Genomic DNA, 21,981 nt, shown 5'->3' on the forward strand with positions numbered 1-21,981 from the left:
AGGAGAACAACATGGCAAATTATTCAATTCACGTTCTGGAGTATAGCTACGTTGCCAATTACCACAAAAGTGGCGTGCTCTACGGCGCACATAACGAAGGCTATGTAAAACTACCTTATTGCTACGTGCTGATACGCAGCAATGATCACGTAGCGCTTGTCGATGTGGGTTATAACCATAAAGATTATGGTCAACATCTTGCCGAGAAGTTTGGTGTCGAAAACTGGCGCTCACCAAAAGTAGTTTTGTCAGAAATGGGGCTTACACCCGAGGATGTCGATACCATCTTTATCACGCATGCTCACTTTGACCATTTTGGAAGTGTCGAGGATTTCCCAAATGCCACCTTCTATATCCAGCGAGAAGAAATAGAAAAGTGGGTATGGGCGTTATCGTTGCCAGATCGGCTGCGCTGGCTGCTGATCGCGGTAGATCCCAGCGATATTCTGCGTGGGGTTAACCTTGCTGCCCAAGGAAAACTACGTACGGTTGATGGGTCAGTCGAAGATGTTCTCCCCGGCATCGACCTTCATTTGGCCAAGGACAGTCACACTTTTGGTTCCATGTGGGTCACGGTACGCAATGACGGCAAGCCGGACTCTAAGGACACATGGGTACTAGCCGGAGACCTTGTCTATCAATTCAGTAATATTAAAAACGATGGCTCTGTGGTCGGGGTGGATACCATGTATACGCCTGTGGGCCTGGCAACTGGCAGTCAAATGAACCTGTTATTGGCTACCGAAGAGATGATGAAACAAGCAGATTACGATGACACACGTGTCATTCCAATTCACGAAGAGGGCCTTGCTGACCGCTTCCCCTCACGTATCACAAAAGAGAACCTGCGCATCAGTGAGATTTGTCTGGCCGATAATATGTCGTCGGTGGTGTCATGAGCCAACATACTCAAACCGGGGGTATGACCATTGCCATAATAGGCACTGGTCTAGTGGGCCTGGGGTGGGCGATTGTATTCGCACGGGCAGGCTTGCCCGTGCGTCTTCATGACAAGAACCCTGAGCAACTTAAGGATGCGCCAATCCGGATGCAGCAGTCACTCAGGGATCTTGCTGAATATGGCCTGATCCAAGAATCTCCAGAGGAAGTGCTGGCGCGCTGCAGTTACCACAATGACCTTGCAGAAGCGCTAAAAGGCATTGATTACGTACAAGAGTCCGTACTTGAGCGTGTTGACGTCAAACAGGACATCTATAAAGCGATGGAACGCTGCCTTGCGCCGCATACTATAGTGGGCTCGTCATCGTCGGGTATCCCAGCTTCAGCCTTCACCCAAGATATCTCATTCCGCGCTCGTTGCCTGATTGCCCACCCCGTCAACCCCCCTTACCTCGCTCCCATTGTGGAGCTGGTCCCGGCCAGCTGGACAAGCACTGATACGGTGGAGGCTGTCCATCAGCTCATGAACCGCGTAGGGCAACATCCGATCCGAGTACATCGTGAGCTGGAAGGGTTCGTACTAAACCGCTTACAAGGGGTTCTCCTGCGTGAAGCATGGGCTCTATACGACGAAGGTTACTGCTCCCTTGAAGACATCGATGCAACCATTTCGAAGGGGCTAGGGTTGCGCTGGTCGTTCATGGGCCCTTTCGAAACGATTGATCTTAATGCACCCGGTGGCATTAGCGACTATGCCCAACGGCTGGGTGATCTCTACCTATCCATCGACAAGGAGCGGACCAATCCACAGCCCTGGAGTGATGAGCTGATTAGCAAGGTAGAGCATGAGCGTCGTCAACATTTGGCAGCGTCGAAACTCATAGAACGAAGCAATTGGCGCGACAGGCGAATGATGGCGTTAGCCGCCCATAAGCAGCATCAAGAGGGTCAATAATGACAACGGGTAAAGAGTTGAGCGGTTTGGTACCCAGCTTCCGCCTGGACGGACGACGTGCCCTGGTGACCGGTGCTGGCCGTGGCATAGGGAATGCGATTGCCAAAGCTTACGCAGCGTCGGGCGCCGAGGTAACACTGTGTGCACGTACCGCTACCGAGATAGAGGAAACGGCGGAACAACTATGCCAAGCGGGATACGCAGCCGACACGTTAGTCGCTGATGTAAGCGACGTGGAAGCGCTGGCACAGGCACTTGATCGTCGTTCCAGCTACGACATACTGGTTAATAATGCAGGTACCAATCGACCTAAACCCCTGCCAGACATTACCACTGCCGATTACGACACTGTGATGAACCTCAACGTTCGGGCCGTTTATTTCGCCACTCAAGTGGTAACTAACCGAATGCGCCAAGAAGGAAAGAATGGGGTTATCATCAACATGTCGTCCCAAATGGGTCATGTCGGGGCCACTAACCGCACCCTTTACTGTACTTCGAAGTGGGCACTGGAAGGGTTGAACAAAGCATTGGCTGTCGAACTCGCGCCCTATGGCATACGCACCAATGCGATCTGCCCCACTTTCGTTGATACCCCCATGACCAAGCCTATGTTTGAGGATCCCGAATTTCTCAGCAGCGTCCTGGCAAAAATTCCACTTGGCCGACTTGCTGAGGTAGGTGACATTGTCGGGGTAGCGGTATTTTTGGCTTCTGATGCCGCAGCCATGATGAATGGTAGCAGCATATTGGTGGATGGCGGTTGGACGGCTGAATAGCTTTATTCGGGAAATCTAATTGGAAACGCCTATTAACGACTTAGACAAACCGATGCTGTTGCACGAAACGAATTAGCACAATTTTCTTTTCTTGCAGCGCCGAGTCCCCAGCTATCGTTTAGGATCCAATATTGCGGGTATAACGTATATTCATCAATCGACAGAGCTAAGCGTGCTACTTTGAATTACCACGAAAGTTGTATTTCATAAAAAAATAGAGGTATGTCGCTGCTATGAAACATCTCATCATGACACTCTTGACCACCCTGGGACTGGGCCTTTCCGCCACCACCATGACGGCACACGCACAAGATGACCCCATTGTGGTCGGCGGCCTAAACTACACTGAGCATTTGATTCTCACCTCTGCCACCTTCCAGTTGCTGCAAGCCAACGGCTATGACGTCGACAAGCGCGAGGGGTTGGGCACCTCAGTGTTGCGCCAAGCGCAGGAAAACGGCCAAGTGGACCTCTATTGGGAATACACCGGTAACTCAGTCATCCTCTTCAATGACCAGCCACAACCCGATAATGCCGCCGAGACCTATGCCACTGCCAAGCGTCTGGACGCCGAGAAAGGCTTGGTCTGGCTGAATCCCTCAGACACAAACAATACCTATGCCCTCGCCATGCGCGAGGCCGAGGCCGAAAAACTCGGCATCCATACCCTTTCTGACCTAGCTGCGGCGATGAACGATGGTGCCGATCTGACGCTCGCCTCTAATGCCGAGTTCTATGCCCGCGAAGATGGTCTGCGGCCACTCCAGGAAGCTTATGGATTCGAGTTTCCCCGCTCGAGCGTCAAGCGCATGGATTCGGGGCTTACCTACAATGCGCTGCGTGAAGGCGAAGTCGATGTGGCGCTGGTATTCGCTACCGATGGCCGCAATGGCGCCTTCAACTTCGAGGTGCTCGACGATGACCAGCAGTTCTTCCCGGTCTACCAGTTGGCACCGGTGGTTCGCGAAGAAACGCTCGACGCCCACCCCGAACTGAGCACCCTGCTCAACGACATGTCCGCTGCCTTGAACGATCCGACGCTAATCGACCTCAACCGCCGAGTCGACGTCGATGATCAGAGCATTGAAAGGGTCGCGAAAGACTTCCTGAACGAAAACGACCTACTCTAAACTCTCCTCCGATCTCATCTTCTTTCCCGGGGGCGATGCTTGCATCGCCCCAAGTGACAGGACGACACATGTTTCCAAGTGGAAGCCAACCCGACTCCCGGGAAGTGCATGACTTCCCAAATCCGGTCGTAGAGGAACCAGCACTTTTCATCCCGCTGCCCGATGGCACCCACCTGGCAGCAAGGATGTGGAGGCCGACGGACGCCGAGTCCCATCCCGTGCCCGCGATCATCGAGTGCATCCCCTATCGCAAACGAGATGCCACCAGTGCCGACGACGAACGCATGCACCCCTACTTCGCGGGCCACGGCTATGCAGCGCTGCGAATCGATCTGCGCGGCAGCGGCGACTCCGACGGCGTGCTGGAAGACGAATACCTGGCGAGCGAGCAGGACGATATCGTCGCCGCGATCGCCTGGATAGCCGAACAGCCATGGTGCAGCGGCCGCGTGGGCATGATGGGCATTTCCTGGGGCGGCTTCAACTCATTGCAGGTGGCCACTCGCCAGCCACCGGCGCTCGGCGCAATCATTGCCGTCGGCGCCACCGTCGACCGCTATCACGACGACGTGCACTACAAGGGCGGCTGCGTGCTCAACGAGAACTTCGGCTGGGCTGCCTCGTCGCTTTCCTTCATGTCGCGGCCGCCAGACCCCGCCTTGCGCGACGACTGGCGCGAACTCTGGCAGCACCGGCTCGCCCACCAACCCTTCGTTGCCGAGAACTGGTTCGATCACCAGACGCGCGATACCTACTGGCGCCATGGCTCGGTGTGCGAGGATTATTCGCGCCTGACGACGCCGACCTTGGCCGTTACCGGCTGGGCCGACGCCTACGTCAACTTCGTCGCCGAAATTCTCGAGCATGCGCCCTGCCCCAGGCGTGGCATCGTTGGCCCCTGGCCGCATGCCTATCCGCACCTGGCGATGCCGGGGCCGACCATCGGCTTTCTCCAGGAAGCGCTGCGCTGGTGGGATCACTGGCTGAAAGATCATGACACAGGCATCATGGAAGAACCGCTATATCGCGTATTCTGTCCGTCCTTTTCCGAGGCCGATCCGCAACGGCGCGAAGTGCCCGGCGAATGGCTCGCCGAAACGCAGTGGCCAACCCCAAACGTCACCACGCGCTTCCTGGTGCTCGGCAATGGCGCGCTACACACGAACAGCGGGGCTATTCGCCCCAAGATGGCCAAACTGCGTGCGCCCGCCGACAACGGCCTGCAATGCGGTGAGTACATTCCCCACAGCAGCGGCCCCGAGATTGCTGGCGACCAGCGCGGCGACGACGCCCATTCACTGACCTACGACACCGAACCGTTGGAGTCCGACACGGTAATTCTGGGGCGCCCCACGCTATCCCTGCGTGTCAGCGTCGACCAGCCGCGCGCCAATTTGATTGTCCGCATTTGCGATGTCTCGCCCGAAGGCGTGTCGCAACGCGTTTCCTACGGCGTACTCAACCTTTGCCACCGCAATAGTCACGTCACGCCTTCCGATGTGCCACTCGATACACCACTCGACGTGGCAGTGCCACTGAATCAAACCTGCTACCGCTTCACCGCCGGGCACCGGCTTCGCGTCTCAGTGACCACTGCCTACTGGCCGCTGGTCTGGCCGAGCCCCTACCCGGTGACGCTGACCCTGCACGAGGCCAACTCTCAACTCACGCTGCCCCAGCGCGCCTCGCAAGACACGCCAACAGTACATTTCGAACCGGCGGTCTTTTCGGGGCCCCTACAACACCGAGTCGTACGCCCGGGCGAACAGTCCCGGGACGTCACTCACTCGCTGACCGACGGCTGGACCAGGCACGCCATCATCGACGACTTCGGAGAGATCGCCTACGACCATGGCCTGACCAACATCGCCTCGGCCGACGAGCGGTATGCTATCCATCCCGATGCACCAGCCACCGCGATCATGAGCAAGAGTTGGCGTCAGGATTTCAAACGCGACGGCTGGCACGTCCACACCGAAACCTGGGCGGAACTGAGCTGCGATGCCGAATGGTTCTACCTGGAAGCACGTCTGCAGGCCTTTGATGAGACCGAATGCTTCATCGACCGACGCTGGAAATCCCAACGCCGCCGGCGCTGGGTGTAAGCCACGCCCTCAGCCGTGACGCTCACGTTCCAGCCGCTGCGCCATCAGCGAAGCCACCAATGGCGTGTCAGCGTCCCGGTGGGTCGGCATCGCAAAACGGGCGGCGTCGATCTCGTCGGTGTCGATGTCGGCGCTGATGAGGGTCTCGCCGTCTCCGGCCCGCACCAGCACCTTGCCATCGACGCCGACGATGCAACTCCCTCCCCAGAACCAGGCGTCGCCCTCCGCTCCGTAGCGATGGGCCATGACCATGGGTGTGGCGTACATCATGGCGTAGAACTTAAGGCAAATCAGCCAATTGCCTTCGTCATCGAAATCGCCATCAACCATACCCGTCGCCGCGTTGACCGGAGCCAGCATTACGTCTGGGCGCTCCAGCATGGCCGCATGGGCCAAGCCGGGATTCCAGAGGTCGGCACAGATCATCACACCACAGGCAAGACCGTCGGCATCAGCGACGGTAAGCGACTGTCCCTTGCCGAAATGCTTGCCTTCCTCGTGCCCACCGTAGGTACAGAGATTGACCTTGCGGTGTACGGCGACGACCTGCCCAGCGCACAAGCACGCCATGGAATTGGCATATTCGCCACGACCGCAGCGCTCGACGAAACCCACTATTGTCAGCATGTTACCGACAGATTCAGCCAGTTGGACAAGACGCGGATCATCGCGATGCATGGCAACCTTCGGGACACGGACGCCCAGGTCATACCCCGTCAGGGAAAGTTCAGGGAAAACCAATACATCGATCTCCCGCTGACGGGCTTCCTCGATGACACGACGATGCGTCTCGAGATTGTGCGCGACATCAGCCAACGAGCATTGTATCTGGGCGGCAGCGAGCCGGTATTTCGTCCTGCAAATGCTCAAAATATTGCCTCCCGCAAGAAACACGAAAACACTGGATAATCCTCGAAGAGAATACGGTGAAACCTATGCATTTCCTATCGAATGCCTATTACCATCGCAAATAAATGGCATGACATATCCGAATAACGTAACCAGTTATATCTCTGAAGAGCGTGATATGCTCTTTACATTCAAGCTTATAAAAAGTGCCTTATATAGAAACGCCTAAGCGCTTCAACAAGACACTTTTCACGAATGCGCAGTCCATGCCAATGGATCGAGTTATAACTTTTTCAATGTTAACGAGTTTTAGAGTTCTTATCTTCGGACACATTATTTTAAGTAAGCTTCATACTATGTGTTTCAGCACATTGGCGGGGAGTGGACTTTTCCATCTATCAAGCGAGTCTGGGCCAAACACCAGCAACAAAGGACATTCACATGCACGATCACCCTTCCCTCTCCTGGATGCACGGGGTCGATCTATCTGCGCTGGACGACGCCCACCTGCATCAGGCCAAGCGATGCCTGCTTGACCTGCTCGGGGTGGCCGCCGGGGCCACTCGCACGTCCCTCGCCGAGAAAGCCACGCGCTTCGTCACCACCCAGCACGGCGGTGACCGTCCGCTATTATTCGCCAACGGCCAAGCCTCACCAACCGGCGTCGCTCTACACGGAGCCTGGCTTATCGATGCGCTCGACGCCCACGACGGCCAGGTACTCACCAAGGGACACGCCGGCGTCGCCTTGTTACCCGGGCTACTGGCGCTGCCCGAGGTCAACGGACTTTCCGGGCGCGATTTCCTCGCCTTGCTTGCCTACGGCTACGAGATTGCTACCCGCGCGGGGATCGCCCTGCACGCCACCAGTCCGGATTACCACACCTCCGGCGCCTGGAACGCCTTGGGTGTCGCTGCCGTTGCCGCTCGCCTGCGCGGGCTTGATGTCGAGACCATGCATCATGCCCTGGGTATCGCAGAGTTCTATGGCCCGCGCAGCCAGATGATGCGCTGCATCGACCACCCCACGATGCTCAAGGACGGCTCCGGCTGGGGGGCAATGACCGGGATCTCAGCGGCGCTGCTGGCCGAAGACGGCTTCACCGGTGCCCCGGCGCTGACTGTTACCGCACCGGACGTGACCGCGATCTGGCAAGACCTCGGCGAGCGCTGGTATCTCCACGAGCAGTACTTCAAAGCCTACCCGGTCTGCCGCTGGGCCCAGCCCGCCGTAGAAGCCGTGTTGTCGCTGCCTGCAGCGAAACGCGATCCCGCCACCATCACGCGCATCGAGATTATCACTTTTCACGAGGGCAAGCGCCTGCACGTGATGCACCCGACCACCACCGAGCAGGCTCAATACAGCCTACCCTGGTCAGTCGCATGCGCCCTCGGGCGGGGTACCGTGGATGTTGCGGGTGTCTGCGACGAGCTCGACGCGCCCGACCTCAAGGCGCTTGCAAGCCAAGTAGAGATTCATGAGGATGAGAACTTCAACGCCCGCTTTCCCGCTGAGCGCTGGGCATGTGCACGATTACACCTAAGCAACGGAGAGATCATCGAAAGTGCCAACTTCGAGGCGCGAGGTAATCCGGATAAGCCGCTGTCGGACGCGGAGTTGCTTGAGAAATATCAAACACTGGCCAAACCTGTCCTGGGCGATCGAGCTACACGAATTCACGAGGTAGTGATGAGTCTCGACACACGACCCGCGAGCGACCTTCTAGCCCTGCTTGGCAAGCCGTGAAACGATGACGGGCAATTTGATTATGGCCATTGCCAACGACGGCTTCTCGGCCAGTCCTCAGCAAAAGACAAAAGTGACTTTAGGTTCTTGTATTATCAACCCCTTCAGCCATCAAGCAAAGAAGCTCATACATGAGAGTGGCGCCCATCAGTGCCGTGATACCGCTGGGATCAAAGGGGGGTGATACTTCTACGACATCAGCCCCAATGAGCGGTAAACCACGGAAGCCACGGACGAGCTGGAGTGCTTGCAGGCTGGTGAGGCCGCCGACCTCGGGGGTACCGGTGCCAGGGGCGAACGCGGGGTCGATGCTGTCGATATCGAACGACAGATACACCGGCCCATCGCCGACGACGCGACGCGCTTCCGCGATGACCGCGTCAATACCCAACGCATCCACTTCTTCCATAAACATGACGCGCATGCCGGTGTCATGAGAATAGTCCCAGCCTTGCGTCGTGTTCTGGGCACCGCGAATGCCGATCTGCACGGTGCGCTTGGGGTCGATCAGGCCCTGTTCGCAGGCGAGGCGAAACGGACCGCCATGGTGAAATTTTGATCCCTGAAACTCGTCCCAGGTATCGGTGTGGGCGTCAATCTGGATCAAGCCGACGGGGCCGTCGGCCGCTAAGCCGCGTAAAATGGGAAACGTGATTGAATGATCGCCACCAGCGCTCAGCGGAATAACACCGGCGTTTCGAATGGCCGCGTAATAGGCAGCAATATCATCAGAGACTCTTTCAAGGTCATAGATTGAGGAAAATCGCACATCGCCGATGTCAGCGATGCGTGCCTGGGCAAAGGGATCCAGTCCGGTAACGTGATGCGCGCTACGCATCATGCTCGACTGGTTGCGAATTTCACGCGGTCCGTGGCGGGTGCCGGGACGATTGCTGACACCGCCATCAAACGGAATGCCCACCAAGGCAATATCCAGCGCTTCCAAGCTGTCGGCAAGCGGGGCCCGCAGGAAGCTTGCGATCTCTCGATAACGGGGTTCGTGGCGGGGTAGGTAAGGTTCGCCAGTGGCGGCATTTCGGCGGGTACCGTCTGTACCTTTTACCATTTTATGCTCCTTATCGGCTTAAGCGCGCCAAGCTGGCGGCTAGCAGTTGCGTGCCTACGACGGCGTCATCGAGTTCGGTATGTTCATCCGGGTGATGACTGAGACCATGGTGACAAGGCACGAACAGCATGGCGGTTGGGCAATGGTTGGCGAGATGAATGGCATCATGAAAGGCCCCCGATACCAAGCGAGGTGCTGTGATCCCAAGCTCACCTGCGGCGGCGTCAATCTGCGCCGTCAGGGCGTCAGGAAAGGCCACCGGCTCAATGCGCGATAACGCGGCAAGCGTTACCCGGCAACCTGCCCAGGTGTGTTGCGTGATGTCATTGAACGTGGCTTCCAATGCTTTGAGGGTTGCTGCCTCGGGGTGTCGTAAATCGATACTGAAGGTGACGCGGTCGGGAATTGTGTTCACCGAGCCAGGGCTGACATCGAATTTGCCGATGGTAAAGCGCACGCGGTCTTCGCTATCCCTTGCCGCTTCCCGTAGCGCGGTTGCCACCGCGCAGGCGCCCTCGAATGCATCGCGACGATGGGCACGCGGTGTGGTGCCCGCATGGTTGGCAGTACCCGTGACGGTGACTTCAAACCAACTAACGCCCTGAATGCCCTCGACGACCCCCACAGAGGCCCCCTCGCGCTCAAGGATGGGGCCTTGCTCAATGTGCAGCTCAATAAAGGCGTACATAGGCGTCGCCAACGAACGACGCGGCACGTTGGCCGCATCCATTTCGGCCAAGCACGTATCGAGGGCATGCCCCATCGTCACGCCCTCACTGTCTTGAATCAGCCTTGTTTCCTCAAGGCTTCGCACATGGCAGAAAACCGCTGACCCGGAGGTACCTGGGGAGAAACGCGCCCCTTCTTCGTTGGTCCAGCTCACCAGGGACAAAGGGTGGCGTGGGGTAAAGCCCGCCGCTTTGAGCGCGCGAAGTGCTTCAAGACCGGCTAATACCCCCAATGCACCATCGTACTTGCCACCTGCCGGTTGGCTGTCCAGATGACTGCCTGTCACGACAGGGGCTAACTCGGGGTCGCTGCCGGGTAGATCGAGAAATACGTTCCCCATCGCGTCGACGCTCGCTTGAGCGCCCAGCTCACTGGCCTGTTCAACAAGCCAGAGACGTGCCCTTGTGTCATTGTCATCCAACGCTAAACGCGCCACACCGCCATCTTCGCGAGCACCGATCATCGCAAGCGTCGCCAGGTCATTGGCCAGTCGCTGCGGGTTGACGGCGGCCGCAATCGCAGGCGAATCACAAGCGGCAGGATCGTTGGATGAGGCAGGCTCGTTGACCATTGGGCTCTCCATGGTTGCGTTTATTCGTGAACCTCGAAATGCACTTCTACCGGCTCGCAGTCTTCCCCATTGATCGGGATGATGTCCTGAGGGCAAGACGACATGGCCACGACACAGTCCATTTCAGCGCGCAGGTCGACGTAATCACCCGGCTTAGACACAGGCGGGCACCAGTCAACGTTCATCTGATCATTAACCGGGATGTTCATCCACAGATTGAACGGTTGCGGCACTTCGGGGGCATCAATGCCAATGGCTTTCATGGCCAGGCGCAGGTTATCAGCACAATTGTCGTGGTAATCCTTGACGCCTAATGTCATGTAGCGAAACAGGTCGCAGGCGGCCATTAGCGTATCGTGAATGCCCGGTGAGGTATCCGCCGTAAGGGTCATGATCGGACGGCGACGGTTGCTTATCAGCGGGTCGCCGACTTTGGGGATTAACCCGCTGAGCCAGGCACGGCCGTGCTCCCAGGACATGAATTCATTGAGATTGTGAGTGCTGAACGCCCAGGTATCGCACACCTGGGTTCCGTGCGTATTGATGATGCGGATAGTTTGTCCCGCTTTTAGGCGCACTGCTCGGCCACCCCGGGCAGCCACTTCATAACGCTCCCCCAAGACCGGCGTGCCGTCTGGAGAGATTGGCGTGTCCAGGGTGTGGTTATGTCCGCAGGGCTCAGTGTTGCTTTTGGGCAGTTGCTCAATACGCGCATGATCAAAGGGTGTCTCAGTATTCATGGGGTTCTCCAAGGATGTTGACCATCGCCTTTACGTTGTAAAAAGTGAATGGCACCGGTTGATAGACGCAGTACGTCCGTTAATCGATATGGCGCTCGCGCCAGGTGTTAAGAAATTGCTGAAGGCGTTCGCTTTGGGGGTGGCGGAATAGCTTGTCAGGCGCGCCGCTCTCCACCACGCGGCCTTGATCCATAAAGATCACCCGGTCGGCCACTTTTGCGGCAAAGCCCATTTCGTGAGTGACCACCACCATGGTCATGCCGTCGGCAGCCAGCTTGTTCATTACCTCCAGCACTTCCCCAACCAGCTCAGGGTCGAGCGCGGAAGTAGGTTCATCGAAAAACATCACTCTGGGTTTCATGGCCAGCGCTCTGGCAATGGCGACTCGCTGCTTCTGCCCGCCAGAAAGGCTCTCGGGAAAATGCCCGGCACGGTCGGCCAGGCCGACTTGCTCAAGCATAGCCATGCCCTCCTCGTCAGCCTCTCGGCGCGAGAGGCCGTTGACCAGTCGCAGCGCTTCGGTCACGTTCTCAAGCGCGGTACGATGGGGCCATAAATGGAAATGCTGAAACACCATGCCGACGGGAGCGCGCACTTCGTCCACGCGCTTCTCACTGGTGCGAACGCGTTTCCCACCGCTGTCTTCGTAGCCCAATAGCTGGCTGTCTATATAAACGCTGCCGTGGTCATAGGGCTCCAAGAAAGCCAGGCAACGCAACAGGGTCGATTTACCAGATCCTGAGGGCCCTATCACACACACCACCTCGGAAGGCGAAAGGCGGAAGTCGATATCGGTCAGCACTTCAAGGTCGCCAAATTGCTTGCTGACGCCCTGCGCCTCGACGATCGCTTTTTGTCGGGTAGACGTTGTTGAGTCAACCATGGGCATGGCGGGTACCTCCTCGTGGTTCGATGGGGCGTGGTTGACGGTTGGCCAAGCGCTTCTCCAGTGCATAGCCGCCTCGCGCAATCAGCTCAATGATCAGCCAGTAGAGCAAGGCAACCGCCAGGTAGGGCTCAATGACTTGAAACGTCTGATTGACGATAGACGTGGCATTTTTGGTCAGGTCATCCACCGAGATGATCGATATCAGGGCAGACTCCTTCACCAAAATGATTAGCTGGTTGGTGCTTGGCGGCACTATCAAGCGCGCCATTTGAGGAATCTGAATGCGGGTTAACACATGCCATGGAGAAATACCCAGCATGCGCGCCGCTTCCAGGTGCCCTTTGGGAACCGACTTGAAGCCTCCGCGGTAGATTTCAGCAAAATATCCCGCGCCATACAGGCCGATGCCGACAACGCCAGCGACGCTCGCGCTTAAGGTCAAGCCGATGCTGGGGCCGCCGTAATAGAGTAAAAACAGCAGAATCAGCAGGGGAATCCCGCGGCATAGCTCGACGTAGCAAGCCACCGGATAGCTGAATATCCGTGGGTTCGCGAGCCTGAGGGCGGCAAGCACCAACCCCAGCGAAAGGGCCAGCAAGCAGCCCAGAAAGCAGATCCAGACCGTGTTCCACAAGCCTTGTAGGATAAGTTCACGTGTTTCCCATAGGATGGTGATATCAAACATTCAGGCGCTCCCTTATTCGGTGGCCAGGCCGCCGACCATGCGGCGTTCCAGATAAGCGCTGACGCGGGCCAGCACCAGGTTCACGGCCAGATAAAGCAGCGCCGCCGCCAAGTACGTTTCCAGTGGCTGAAACGTGCGCGATGCAATCTGCTCACTAACCCGCATCAATTCCGTGACCGCAATTACCGAGATGAGCGATGAGTTTTTGAGGATAGTGATGATTTCATTGGTCAGGGGTGGCAACGTCAGGCGGAACACCTGAGGCATGATGATGCGCTTTCGGATTTGCCAGGTAGATATGCCTGCCATTCGGGCGGCTTCTATTTGACCCACAGGAATGTGGCTGATCCCGCTACGAAAAATTTCCGATTGAAACGCCGCCGTGTTCAAGGTGAGCGTCAGGATTGCGGCATAAATAGGCGCTATCTCGATGCCCACTTCCGGTAGCAGGTAGTAGACCAACAGCAACTGCAGCAGGATGGGCGTCCCTCGCCAAAAGCTCCGGTAAAGGCCGCATGGCCAGGCTAGTAGGCGATGACGGCTCATCAGCCCGAACGCCATCAAGACACCTAATACCAAGCCCAATGCGATGGCGGAAAGCGAGACCACCAGTGTGGTGGTCAAGCCTTCAGCAAGGGCCGGATAGTGATTGAGCAGAATCTCAAACATGTGGCACTCAGAGCGGTAGTGGCGGGTTATTCAGCGGAAGGCAGTTCGGCAGGCAGATCCATGGGAGAGCCGAACCATTTTTCCTGTAGCTCGGCGAGCGTACCGTCTTCATTGAGTCGCTGGATTTGCTCGTCCATAAAGGCATTAAGCGATGCGCTCTCTTCGTCATCACGGCCCGCCCATGAGAAGTAGACCGGATCCCCAAAGGTGCCGACCACCTCAAAGACCTCTGGGCGCGTACGCTCGGCTTCCAGCAGGTTAGGCAAGCTGTTGATGACCACATCGACACGGCCGGTTCCCAGCTCGGCATAGGCCTCATCGACGCCAGTGTAAGTGCGAATGTCCTCAACCGGCGTGCCGGCTGCCTCTAGCTCGGCGGCTAGCGCCTCCAGTGCTTCCAATTGCGCGGACCCCGACTGGGCTGCCGCCACTTTGCCCGCGATGTCTTCAGGGGCACTGATGTCGTCTTCACCGGTACGTTTGAGGATCGCCATGGTGGCATCGGCGATGGGGGCACTTAAGTGATAGCGCTCCATGCGTTCCGGGGTGGCGGTCACGGAGGTGATGACATAATCGAACCGCTCGCGCTCCAGACCAGGCAGAATGCCTTGCCAGGGCAAGTCCATGCGGATCAATTCCACGTCCTCACCAAGCTCAGGCATGATGTATTCCATGACGTCAGCCGAATAGCCGACGATTTCACCGTCTTCAATGTATTCAAACGGGGCAAAACGCGCTTCAGTGCCGACCGTAAACGTGCCCTCTGAGCGAATATCGTCGAGCAAATCGCTGTGGGCGGTGGAGGCAAAGCTGACGCTGAGCAGTAAACCAGCGGTAATAGCCGTTGTGGGATGCATGGGGATCTCCTCGGACAAGTGATGCTCGGATCTCAGTGGCGCAAGCCATCTGAGCAACAACCCCTTGAGTTAAGCAGGAACCATGCAACAATAAAATTGCTATCTTTCGATGTTCACTCCCACTTTATTGATGTTAAACGCACTAACGTAGAGCATTCTCATGAAGCTTTCAGCTGCCGATCTTAAAAGCCTTTCCGTCTTTCTGGCCGTTACCGAGCATCGTGGTTTTGCCGGTGCACAAACGGCGCTCCACATGAGCCAATCCGCGGTCAGCTTTCACATTCGAGCGCTTGAAGAACGCGTGGGGTTTACCGTCTGTCGACGGGGAAGGCAGGGGTTTGAGCTGACCGAACGGGGCGCCATTGTCTATGAGCGCGCCAAATTACTGCTGGCGTCGGTCGATGATTTTGACAGTGAGATGAGCGAGTTACGCAGCTCTGTCTATGGCACCCTGCGTTTAGGGGTGGTCGATAACACGATCATGGATGTCGACCTTGATCTGCAGGGCGTCATTGGTGAGTTTTTACGCAAAAACCCCAAGGCACGCCTGAATATCAATGTGAGTAGCCCCGACCGTTTGATCGGTGAAATCGCCAACGGAGAGGTGCAGCTCGGGATCTTGCCTGAAACCGCCCAAATGGAAGGCTTGCAGCATCGTCAGGTCTATACCGAGGTGCATGGCATCTATTGCGCGAAACGCCATCCGCTGTTTGAACGCGACAGTCGTCAACTTACGGTAGAAGAAGTGATTAAGCATGCCTTTGTGGTCAGGCCTTACGCCAACCTCCAGGAGCTCAAGAGCTTCCCCAATGCCCACGTTGGGGCGCATGCCTCCAACATGGAGGCCCAGGCATTGATGATATTGAGCGGCCACTTCATTGGCAATTTACCCCATTACTACGCCGCTCATTGGGTTGAGCGCGGTGAGCTCAAAGCGCTATTGCCTGATCAGGTGGAAATTGCTTCGCCCTTTTGTGTCGTTACGCGTGCAGGTCGGCGGCCCTCTCTTATCGTGCGGACCTTTATCCAGGAGCTCGTCTCCAGGCTTTGGCAACAATCGCACCTGATTGATGCCGATAAAGGCGAGGACTTCATGGTCGATGGGGATAGTTAGGCTGGGCATCACCGCTTTTACTGGCAGTGGAAACAGACCTTGCCGATCTGAACAATGACGGCCTGGATGCAGTGACTGGATCGTTTACAAGCCCATCAGGAACGCAACTTGTTGCGCGATCCGGATTACTCCCGCCACCAAACGTCACTCATACACCGAAGGCAAAACGACATTGACCAGCCGCCCGGCTTTATCGGCCATTGCTTCGATGGATTCTTTCAGCGCCTGACGTGCGTGGTCATCGCCGTGCACCAACCTCACCTCAGGCGGCCAGCGGCGCATCCGCTTGATGAAATTAAGCAAATCGCGCTGCCCGGCATGGGCCGAGTAGCCGCTGATGGAGGTGATTCCCGCACGAATATCGATGCGCTCGCCATCCAGTTCCACCCAGCCGCCTTCCGGCCCGTAACGCTGAATAGCCCGCCCTGGCGTACCGGCGCCTTGATAACCCACAAACAGCACCTGATGGCGCGGGTCGCCCAGCATCGCCTTCAGATAATTCACCACGCGCCCGCCCGCGCACATGCCACTGGCGGCAATCACCACCGCCGGGCGACCGCTTGCGGCCAGGTAGCGCACGGTTTGCTCATGGGTCTCGTGATCATCCACCGTGTACACATTCTCGAAACTCAGCGGGTGCCTGCCTAAGCGTAAACGGCGCTGCGCCTCGGCATCCCAGAACGGCTTCAATTGGCGATACACCCGCGTAAAGCGCGCCGCCAGCGGTGAGTCAACAATCACTTCCAGCGAGCGCCAGTCAGACGATGGCGGCGCGGCATGCACAATGGTTTCCAGCTCGTACAGCAGTTCCTGCGTGCGGCCAACACTGAACGCCGGAATAATCACGGTTCCCCGGTTAGTCAGCGCTTGCTCGATGGCGTTTTTCAGCGCCAGCCCGCGCTCGCGGCGGCCTTCATGGTTGCGGTTACCATAGGTGGACTCAAGCACCAGTACATCCGCCTGATACGGCGATTTCGGCGCAGGTAGCAGCGGCGTGTAAGGCGCACCCAGGTCGCCCGAGAACACCACCCGCTGTTTGATGCTTTTCAGCTTATCGTTCAGTGCCACCTCAACGTAGCTGGAGCCCAGAATATGCCCCGCCCGCTTGAGCTTCACCCGCATGGCAAGGGTGTGATCGTCCACTAGCGTGTGCCATTTACCATAGGGAAGCGGTACCAACTGCTTTTGAAGCTGCGCCTGGAACTGCTCGATCAACCGCGCATTGCGGGTAAAGCCAATCTTCAAGGCATCCTCGATCACCAGCGGCAACAGCACAGCAGAGGGCTCAGAGCATAGAATAGGCCCTCTGAACCCTGCGGCCAGCAAATAAGGCAAACGGCCCACGTGATCAATATGCACATGGGTAATCACCAACGCTTTCAGCGTGCTGATATCGAAGCCCACCTCAAGCTGCGCCAGGCTATCCTCGGCGGCGTCTTCCCCCTGGAACAACCCGCAGTCCACGAGTAGCGAGTGCTCACTGCTCGCCATCAGTTGATGACAGCTACCCGTTACCCCGCCTGCCCCACCGTGATGACGAATCTCCGGCCACATAGTCTGAGCGCCCATCTTTATATCCCTATTTAGCGATACCTAAATTAAAACGTATCACATTAATATAACAAGCGCCTGGCAAAGCCAAGCGCTTATAGCTAACCCAATCGCCCGACAAGTCTGGCTCCCACAGAGGCTGAAAGCCTCCTCAAAACCAAGTGCAGATGGGTCTCGTAGGAGCGAAACTTGTTGCGCGATCAGCAATGAGCGTATGCCGTAGACTAAGAACGCTATGATAAGCTTTACCCATAGAGACAGGAGCGTCCATGGTTAGCCATCCCCACCACCGCCACGACCATAGCTATAAGCTACTTTTCTCACATCCTGAGATGGTTAGGGATTTACTCACCGGCTTTGTAAAAGAAGCATGGGTGGAACAGCTTGATTTTTCGACGCTGGAAAAAGTAAACGGCTCTTACATTACCGATGAACTACGCGACCGCGAAGATGACATCATCTGGCGTGTACGCTGGGGTGATAACTGGCTCTATATTTACCTCCTGCTAGAATTCCAGTCCAGCGAAGACAAACACATGGCTGTGCGGATCATGAGCTACCTGGGGCTTCTTTATCAGGACCTGATACGCCAAAATGCCTTTGCGCCAAGCGGCAAATTACCTCCCGTTTTGCCCGTGGTACTCTATAATGGAGAACAACGCTGGACAGCGGCACAAAACGTGGCGGATTTGGTCGAAGAGGTACCAGGCGGGTTAGAGCGTTACCGCCCTAACCTGGAATACCTGCTGTTGGACGAAGGTGCCATCGTCAACGACCCTGAGTGGTCAGACCGAGTACGCAACGTGGCAGCCGCACTCTTTCGGTTAGAACACAATCGCGATGAGCAGGACATGCTGGAGGTGCTGGGCAGTTTGGTAGAATGGCTCAAAGCATCTGAGCAGACACCGCTTCGACGGGCTTTCGTGGTTTGGATACGCCGTGTATTGCTACCTAACCGAGCACCCGACATGGAACTGCCCGAGTTCAATGACTTACACGAGCTACATGAGGTACATCACATGTTGGCAGAACGCATTAAACAATGGCCTGAGCGCTGGGAAGAAAAAGGACGTCAAGAAGGGCTACAAGAAGGCCGTCAAGAAGGCCGTCAAGAAGGCCAGATAGAAGCACAAAGAACGACAGCACGTAACTTGCTCGCACTTGGCGTGCTCAGCACTGAGCAAATTGCTGAATCTACAGGGCTATCGATAGAAGTCGTCGCCCAATTACAGACAGGAAGTAAGGACTAATATAGCTAGTCCTACTCCGGCCGGTTCAGCCCCTGAAATAGCTGCAAGCCTCCTCAAAACCAAGTGCAGGTGGGTCTCGTAGCAGCGAAACTTGTTGCGAGATCATCCATCATCCCCGACAGACGCCAGAGACCTATTGATGGCTTCCCCTGCCATTGACGAAGTAATGCAATTGCATTATTTTTATTGCATTACTTTTGCATTGCTACTTAGCGGAGGCCAATCGTGAACACGGCCATTGAGGATGACTCCACCCTGACGGATCGCTACCAGACGACCATTCCGGCATCGGTTCGTCGTGCGCTGAAGCTGAATCGCCGCGATCGGATTCACTACATGATTCGCCCCAATGGGGAGGTGGTGCTAACTCGCGCCCGCGATGAGTCCACCCAAGATCCCGTAATGACCAGTTTCCTGGCCTTTCTGGAGCGCGATCTTCAGGGGCATCCGGAAAACATTCACCCTGTCACTGCCAGCACCTTTGCCAAGGCCGAAAGCCTGACGGCTGGCATTGAGGTAGATCTTGATGAGGAACTGCCGGAGGACGACGACGACACATGAGCCCTCTGGAGATAAACGGATGGACGATCTACGCACATCCGCTATTCCTGGAGCAGGTCGATGCGCTCACCAATAAGGTGAAGCAACACCAGGAAAAGGACCCACTCGGATATCGCAGTAGACCGGCCACCAAGCGTCTGGCGGCGATAGTAAAGCTGTCCAAGCACGACATCCCAAAGGACCCGGCTGGCCCTCAGTATCGTCAAGGAAACACCCTCGGGTCAGAGCACACCCATTGGTGCCGGGCAAAGTTCTATCAACAGTACCGGCTGTTCTTTCGCTACGACCTTGCGAGCAAGATCCTCATCTACGCCTGGGTCAACGACGAATCCACCAAGCGTGCCTATGACAGTAAACAGGACGCCTACACTATCTTCCGCAAGATGCTCAAGAACGGTAACCCACCGGATAGCTGGAATGAATTGTGGAGAGCGGCCATCAGTGATCGCGAACGCATCAAAGCAGCTCTGGGGGAAGAACCCAGATGAAAAGATAAAAAGGGGTCTCGTAAGAGCCCAATTCATTGGGCGATCACCAATCATCCCACCACAAAGAAAAACACCCGGCAAAAAGCCAGATGAAGGTGTGTCTCGTAGGAGCCCAATTCATTGGGCGATAACCAGTCATCCCGCCACAAAGAAAAACACCCGGCAAACGCCGGGTGCATACGGGTATCGTAAGAGCCCAATTCATTGCGCGATCAGCAAGGATCGAGCCACCGAAAATCGTTGCTTTTAGAAGGTTTGATCGCCCGACAGGGCGGGCGCCTGGTGCAGAAGAAAGCTCGCAGACGAGCAGTATTGCAATGCACTAAGCGGATAACCTATGAATTCCGTTACGCGCTACCACCTCACCGACTTGGCGCTTGTACTGCAGCAAATGGTAAACATGGGAGTCGACTTGACGTTCGTAGTGGTGAATATGAATCAAACCGCCACGGCCACGCATCGCACGGGATTTTATACCATAAGTGCGCAGCCGCCATTCGAGGTCGACCTCTTCAGCACCATAGCCTTCAAAATCGCTGTCAAAACCATTTACCGCCAACAGCTGCTCTCGCCACACCCCCATATTGGCCCCCAACAGCGCTAGCGGCTTGCGGCTCCAAAGCCGGGCCAACCAGCGCGGCAGGTGCAGGCCAAACTCAGCGCGGGAAAGGTTGCCACGCATTGACTCAACGACCAACCGTAGCGGACGCTCCAAGGACGCCAAGGCCAACTCCCCAAGCTTGATGCGAGCCGTCAACGCCTCGGCGGTATCTACACGCCGCCCAGACACCATATAGCCTGGACACGCCCAGTCTCGATGATCAGCAATGAAATGCCGCATCGGTACGCAGTCGCTATCACTAAACACGATATAGTCAGCCTGAGAGCCCGCAATCGCTCGATTGACGATCTGCGCCTTACGAAAGCCTTGGTCCTCATGCCACACATGGCGAATAGATAGACCCTGAGCACGATACCGCTCAATTACATCAAGCACCTCCGCGCCAGAGCCATCATCGGCCACACACAGTGCGAACTCACGAGAAGATTGACGCCGATACCCCTCGAGGGTCAGCGCCAACACCTCCGCATCGTTATACGCTGCAATAATAACTTCCAATGAAAAACGAAAGGTCATGGTCTCCTTACCCGGCCTATGGATGACAGCCCTAAGATACTCAACGCCTCAGGGAGCCATCATGGCCTCTGTGCCTAACGTGACAATAAGCCAACACCAGCCACTTAACCTGCATAAAATCATACACCGTCGTCGTCATTTCAAGGTTAAAGCGGCGTCAACGAGTCAGTAAATCGCGAACCCAGAGGTAAATACAAGCCCTGATCGTAGGCAAATGCCCCGCCAGGAGCACGTAGGAGCGCTATTCATTGCGTGATCAGCAACCATCCCGCCACAAAGCAAAACACCCGGCAATAAGCCAGGTGTAAGCGTTTCCAGTAGGAGCGCAATTCATTGCGCGATCAGCAACCATCCCGCCACAAAGCAAAAACACCCGGCAATAAGCCAGGTGTAAGCGTTTCCAGTAGGAGCGCAATTCATTGCGCGATCAACAACCATCCCGCCACAAAGCAAAACATCCGGCGATAGGCCGGGTGCAGGAACGGTTCGTAGCAGCGAAAATGCAGCGTAATCAATGACTCAATGCCTGGCGTCGTGAGAACCTCCCCCCAGCACAACGTGCTGTTGACGGCTGAGAGGCAATAGGTCACACACATCACCGCTATGGGCAAAGCCGCTTACTCCCCGCCTCAGCACGGCGCAGGCGCGGTGGCTATCCAGGCTCTGCTCCGCCTCAACGAGCTCTTCCAGTAATGCGGATAACTCCTCCTGCGGCAATACCTCCTCGTGGGCGCGGAGTATTTTGGGGTGCAGGGTGCCCACCACGTTATCGCCAATCAACAACTCCTCGTAGAGCTTCTCCCCCGGGCGCAAACCGCTAAAGACCACCTCGATATCACCGTCAGGATGGTCAGCATCCTTCACTTCCAAGCCGGTGAGTTGAACCATGCGCTTCGCCAGGTCGACGATTTTCACGGCATCGCCCATATCCAGCACAAACACATCCCCACCTTCCGCCATGGAGCCTGCCTGAATGACCAGCAGCGCCGCCTCGGGAATGGTCATGAAGTAGCGGGTGATATCCGGATGGGTAACGGTGATAGGCCCGCCCTGCTCTATCTGACGGCGGAAAAGCGGTACCACCGAGCCGCTGGAGCCAAGCACATTGCCAAAGCGCACCATGGAGAAGGTCGTGCCATGACACCCCTTCATGGCGTAGCGTGTCGCCAGATCCTGCAACACCAGCTCGGCCATAGGCTTGGTGGCCCC

The 21,981-nt window shown here is 56.6% G+C and carries 20 protein-coding genes and 1 pseudogene; 10 read left to right on the forward strand and 11 right to left on the reverse strand.

What is annotated here, in order from left to right; all coding sequences use genetic code 11:
• Window positions 1-11 precede the first annotated feature (11 nt).
• The 5 genes from BMX75_RS05325 (at window position 12) to BMX75_RS05345 (ending at window position 5,869) form a co-directional block, all read left to right on the forward strand.
• Window positions 12-899: an N-acyl homoserine lactonase family protein gene (locus BMX75_RS05325; protein WP_092825884.1), complete on the forward strand. Its 888-nt coding sequence runs from the start codon at window positions 12-14 to the stop codon at window positions 897-899.
• A complete protein-coding gene (locus BMX75_RS05330) occupies window positions 896-1,855 on the forward strand; it encodes a 3-hydroxyacyl-CoA dehydrogenase (protein WP_245748351.1) in 960 nt (319 codons plus the stop codon). The genes BMX75_RS05325 and BMX75_RS05330 overlap by 4 nt, the downstream gene beginning before the upstream one ends.
• Complete coding sequence (locus BMX75_RS05335; protein ID WP_175474696.1) at window positions 1,855-2,634, forward strand: SDR family NAD(P)-dependent oxidoreductase; 780 nt, start codon at window positions 1,855-1,857, stop codon at window positions 2,632-2,634. The genes BMX75_RS05330 and BMX75_RS05335 overlap by 1 nt, the downstream gene beginning before the upstream one ends.
• A 233-nt stretch (window positions 2,635-2,867) precedes the next feature.
• A complete protein-coding gene (locus BMX75_RS05340) occupies window positions 2,868-3,764 on the forward strand; it encodes a glycine betaine ABC transporter substrate-binding protein (RefSeq protein ID WP_092825888.1) in 897 nt (298 codons plus the stop codon).
• A gap of 68 nt (window positions 3,765-3,832) precedes the next feature.
• A complete protein-coding gene (locus BMX75_RS05345) occupies window positions 3,833-5,869 on the forward strand; it encodes a CocE/NonD family hydrolase (protein ID WP_092825890.1) in 2,037 nt (678 codons plus the stop codon).
• Between the two features lie 9 nt (window positions 5,870-5,878).
• On the opposite strand, the gene BMX75_RS05350 is transcribed toward BMX75_RS05345, so the two are convergent.
• The gene (locus BMX75_RS05350) at window positions 5,879-6,739 is read right to left on the reverse strand and encodes a nitrilase-related carbon-nitrogen hydrolase (protein WP_092825990.1); all 861 of its coding nucleotides are present in this window, start codon (window positions 6,737-6,739) and stop codon (window positions 5,879-5,881) included.
• Between the two features lie 420 nt (window positions 6,740-7,159).
• Here BMX75_RS05350 and BMX75_RS05355 point away from each other — a divergent pair, with 420 nt between their 5' ends.
• Window positions 7,160-8,464: an MmgE/PrpD family protein gene (locus tag BMX75_RS05355; RefSeq protein WP_092825892.1), complete on the forward strand. Its 1,305-nt coding sequence runs from the start codon at window positions 7,160-7,162 to the stop codon at window positions 8,462-8,464.
• 79 nt (window positions 8,465-8,543) lie between these two features.
• Here the strand turns inward: BMX75_RS05355 and speB are convergent, their stop codons facing one another.
• From speB to BMX75_RS05390, 7 genes are all read right to left on the reverse strand, one after another.
• Window positions 8,544-9,530, reverse strand: a complete 987-nt coding sequence (gene speB / locus BMX75_RS05360) for an agmatinase (protein WP_092825894.1) — start codon at window positions 9,528-9,530, stop codon at window positions 8,544-8,546.
• Between the two features lie 10 nt (window positions 9,531-9,540).
• Window positions 9,541-10,830, reverse strand: coding sequence for a M20 family metallo-hydrolase (locus BMX75_RS05365; protein WP_092825896.1), 1,290 nt, complete (start codon window positions 10,828-10,830; stop codon window positions 9,541-9,543).
• 20 nt (window positions 10,831-10,850) lie between these two features.
• Window positions 10,851-11,570 carry a DUF1989 domain-containing protein gene (locus tag BMX75_RS05370; RefSeq protein WP_092825898.1) on the reverse strand — a complete coding sequence of 240 codons (720 nt, stop codon included), beginning with the start codon at window positions 11,568-11,570 and terminating at the stop codon, window positions 10,851-10,853.
• Between the two features lie 79 nt (window positions 11,571-11,649).
• Complete coding sequence (locus BMX75_RS05375) at window positions 11,650-12,459, reverse strand: amino acid ABC transporter ATP-binding protein (RefSeq protein ID WP_092825900.1); 810 nt, start codon at window positions 12,457-12,459, stop codon at window positions 11,650-11,652.
• The gene (locus tag BMX75_RS05380) at window positions 12,446-13,144 is read right to left on the reverse strand and encodes an amino acid ABC transporter permease (RefSeq protein WP_092825902.1); all 699 of its coding nucleotides are present in this window, start codon (window positions 13,142-13,144) and stop codon (window positions 12,446-12,448) included. Before BMX75_RS05380 ends, BMX75_RS05375 begins: the two co-directional genes overlap by 14 nt.
• A gap of 12 nt (window positions 13,145-13,156) precedes the next feature.
• Window positions 13,157-13,813: an amino acid ABC transporter permease gene (locus BMX75_RS05385; RefSeq protein WP_092825904.1), complete on the reverse strand. Its 657-nt coding sequence runs from the start codon at window positions 13,811-13,813 to the stop codon at window positions 13,157-13,159.
• Window positions 13,814-13,839: 26 nt separating this feature from the next.
• Window positions 13,840-14,670: a transporter substrate-binding domain-containing protein gene (locus BMX75_RS05390; RefSeq protein ID WP_092825906.1), complete on the reverse strand. Its 831-nt coding sequence runs from the start codon at window positions 14,668-14,670 to the stop codon at window positions 13,840-13,842.
• Window positions 14,671-14,830: 160 nt separating this feature from the next.
• Here BMX75_RS05390 and BMX75_RS05395 point away from each other — a divergent pair, with 160 nt between their 5' ends.
• On the forward strand, window positions 14,831-15,784 hold the full coding sequence (locus tag BMX75_RS05395; protein WP_092825908.1) for a LysR family transcriptional regulator: 954 nt from the start codon (window positions 14,831-14,833) through the stop codon (window positions 15,782-15,784).
• Between the two features lie 144 nt (window positions 15,785-15,928).
• Here the strand turns inward: BMX75_RS05395 and BMX75_RS05400 are convergent, their stop codons facing one another.
• Entirely contained in the window at window positions 15,929-17,353 is a 1,425-nt protein-coding gene (locus tag BMX75_RS05400; RefSeq protein WP_245748352.1) for an MBL fold metallo-hydrolase RNA specificity domain-containing protein, read from the reverse strand.
• 251 nt (window positions 17,354-17,604) lie between these two features.
• Here BMX75_RS05400 and BMX75_RS05405 point away from each other — a divergent pair, with 251 nt between their 5' ends.
• The 3 genes from BMX75_RS05405 to BMX75_RS05415 all read left to right on the forward strand — a co-directional run bounded on the left by BMX75_RS05405 (window position 17,605) and on the right by BMX75_RS05415 (window position 19,634).
• On the forward strand, window positions 17,605-18,585 hold the full coding sequence (locus BMX75_RS05405) for an Rpn family recombination-promoting nuclease/putative transposase (RefSeq protein WP_092825910.1): 981 nt from the start codon (window positions 17,605-17,607) through the stop codon (window positions 18,583-18,585).
• Window positions 18,586-18,810: 225 nt separating this feature from the next.
• A complete protein-coding gene (locus BMX75_RS05410; RefSeq protein WP_092825912.1) occupies window positions 18,811-19,146 on the forward strand; it encodes a type II toxin-antitoxin system PrlF family antitoxin in 336 nt (111 codons plus the stop codon).
• A complete protein-coding gene (locus tag BMX75_RS05415; RefSeq protein WP_092825914.1) occupies window positions 19,143-19,634 on the forward strand; it encodes a type II toxin-antitoxin system YhaV family toxin in 492 nt (163 codons plus the stop codon). The genes BMX75_RS05410 and BMX75_RS05415 overlap by 4 nt, the downstream gene beginning before the upstream one ends.
• 322 nt (window positions 19,635-19,956) lie before the next feature.
• On the opposite strand, the gene BMX75_RS05420 is transcribed toward BMX75_RS05415, so the two are convergent.
• Complete coding sequence (locus BMX75_RS05420) at window positions 19,957-20,772, reverse strand: glycosyltransferase (protein WP_092825916.1); 816 nt, start codon at window positions 20,770-20,772, stop codon at window positions 19,957-19,959.
• A gap of 519 nt (window positions 20,773-21,291) precedes the next feature.
• Window positions 21,292-21,981 (reverse strand): annotated as a pseudogene (locus BMX75_RS05425) (polysaccharide biosynthesis protein); the annotation flags it as partial.

The organism is Vreelandella subterranea, assembly GCF_900111305.1.
Classification (GTDB): Bacteria; Pseudomonadota; Gammaproteobacteria; order Pseudomonadales; family Halomonadaceae; genus Vreelandella; species Vreelandella subterranea.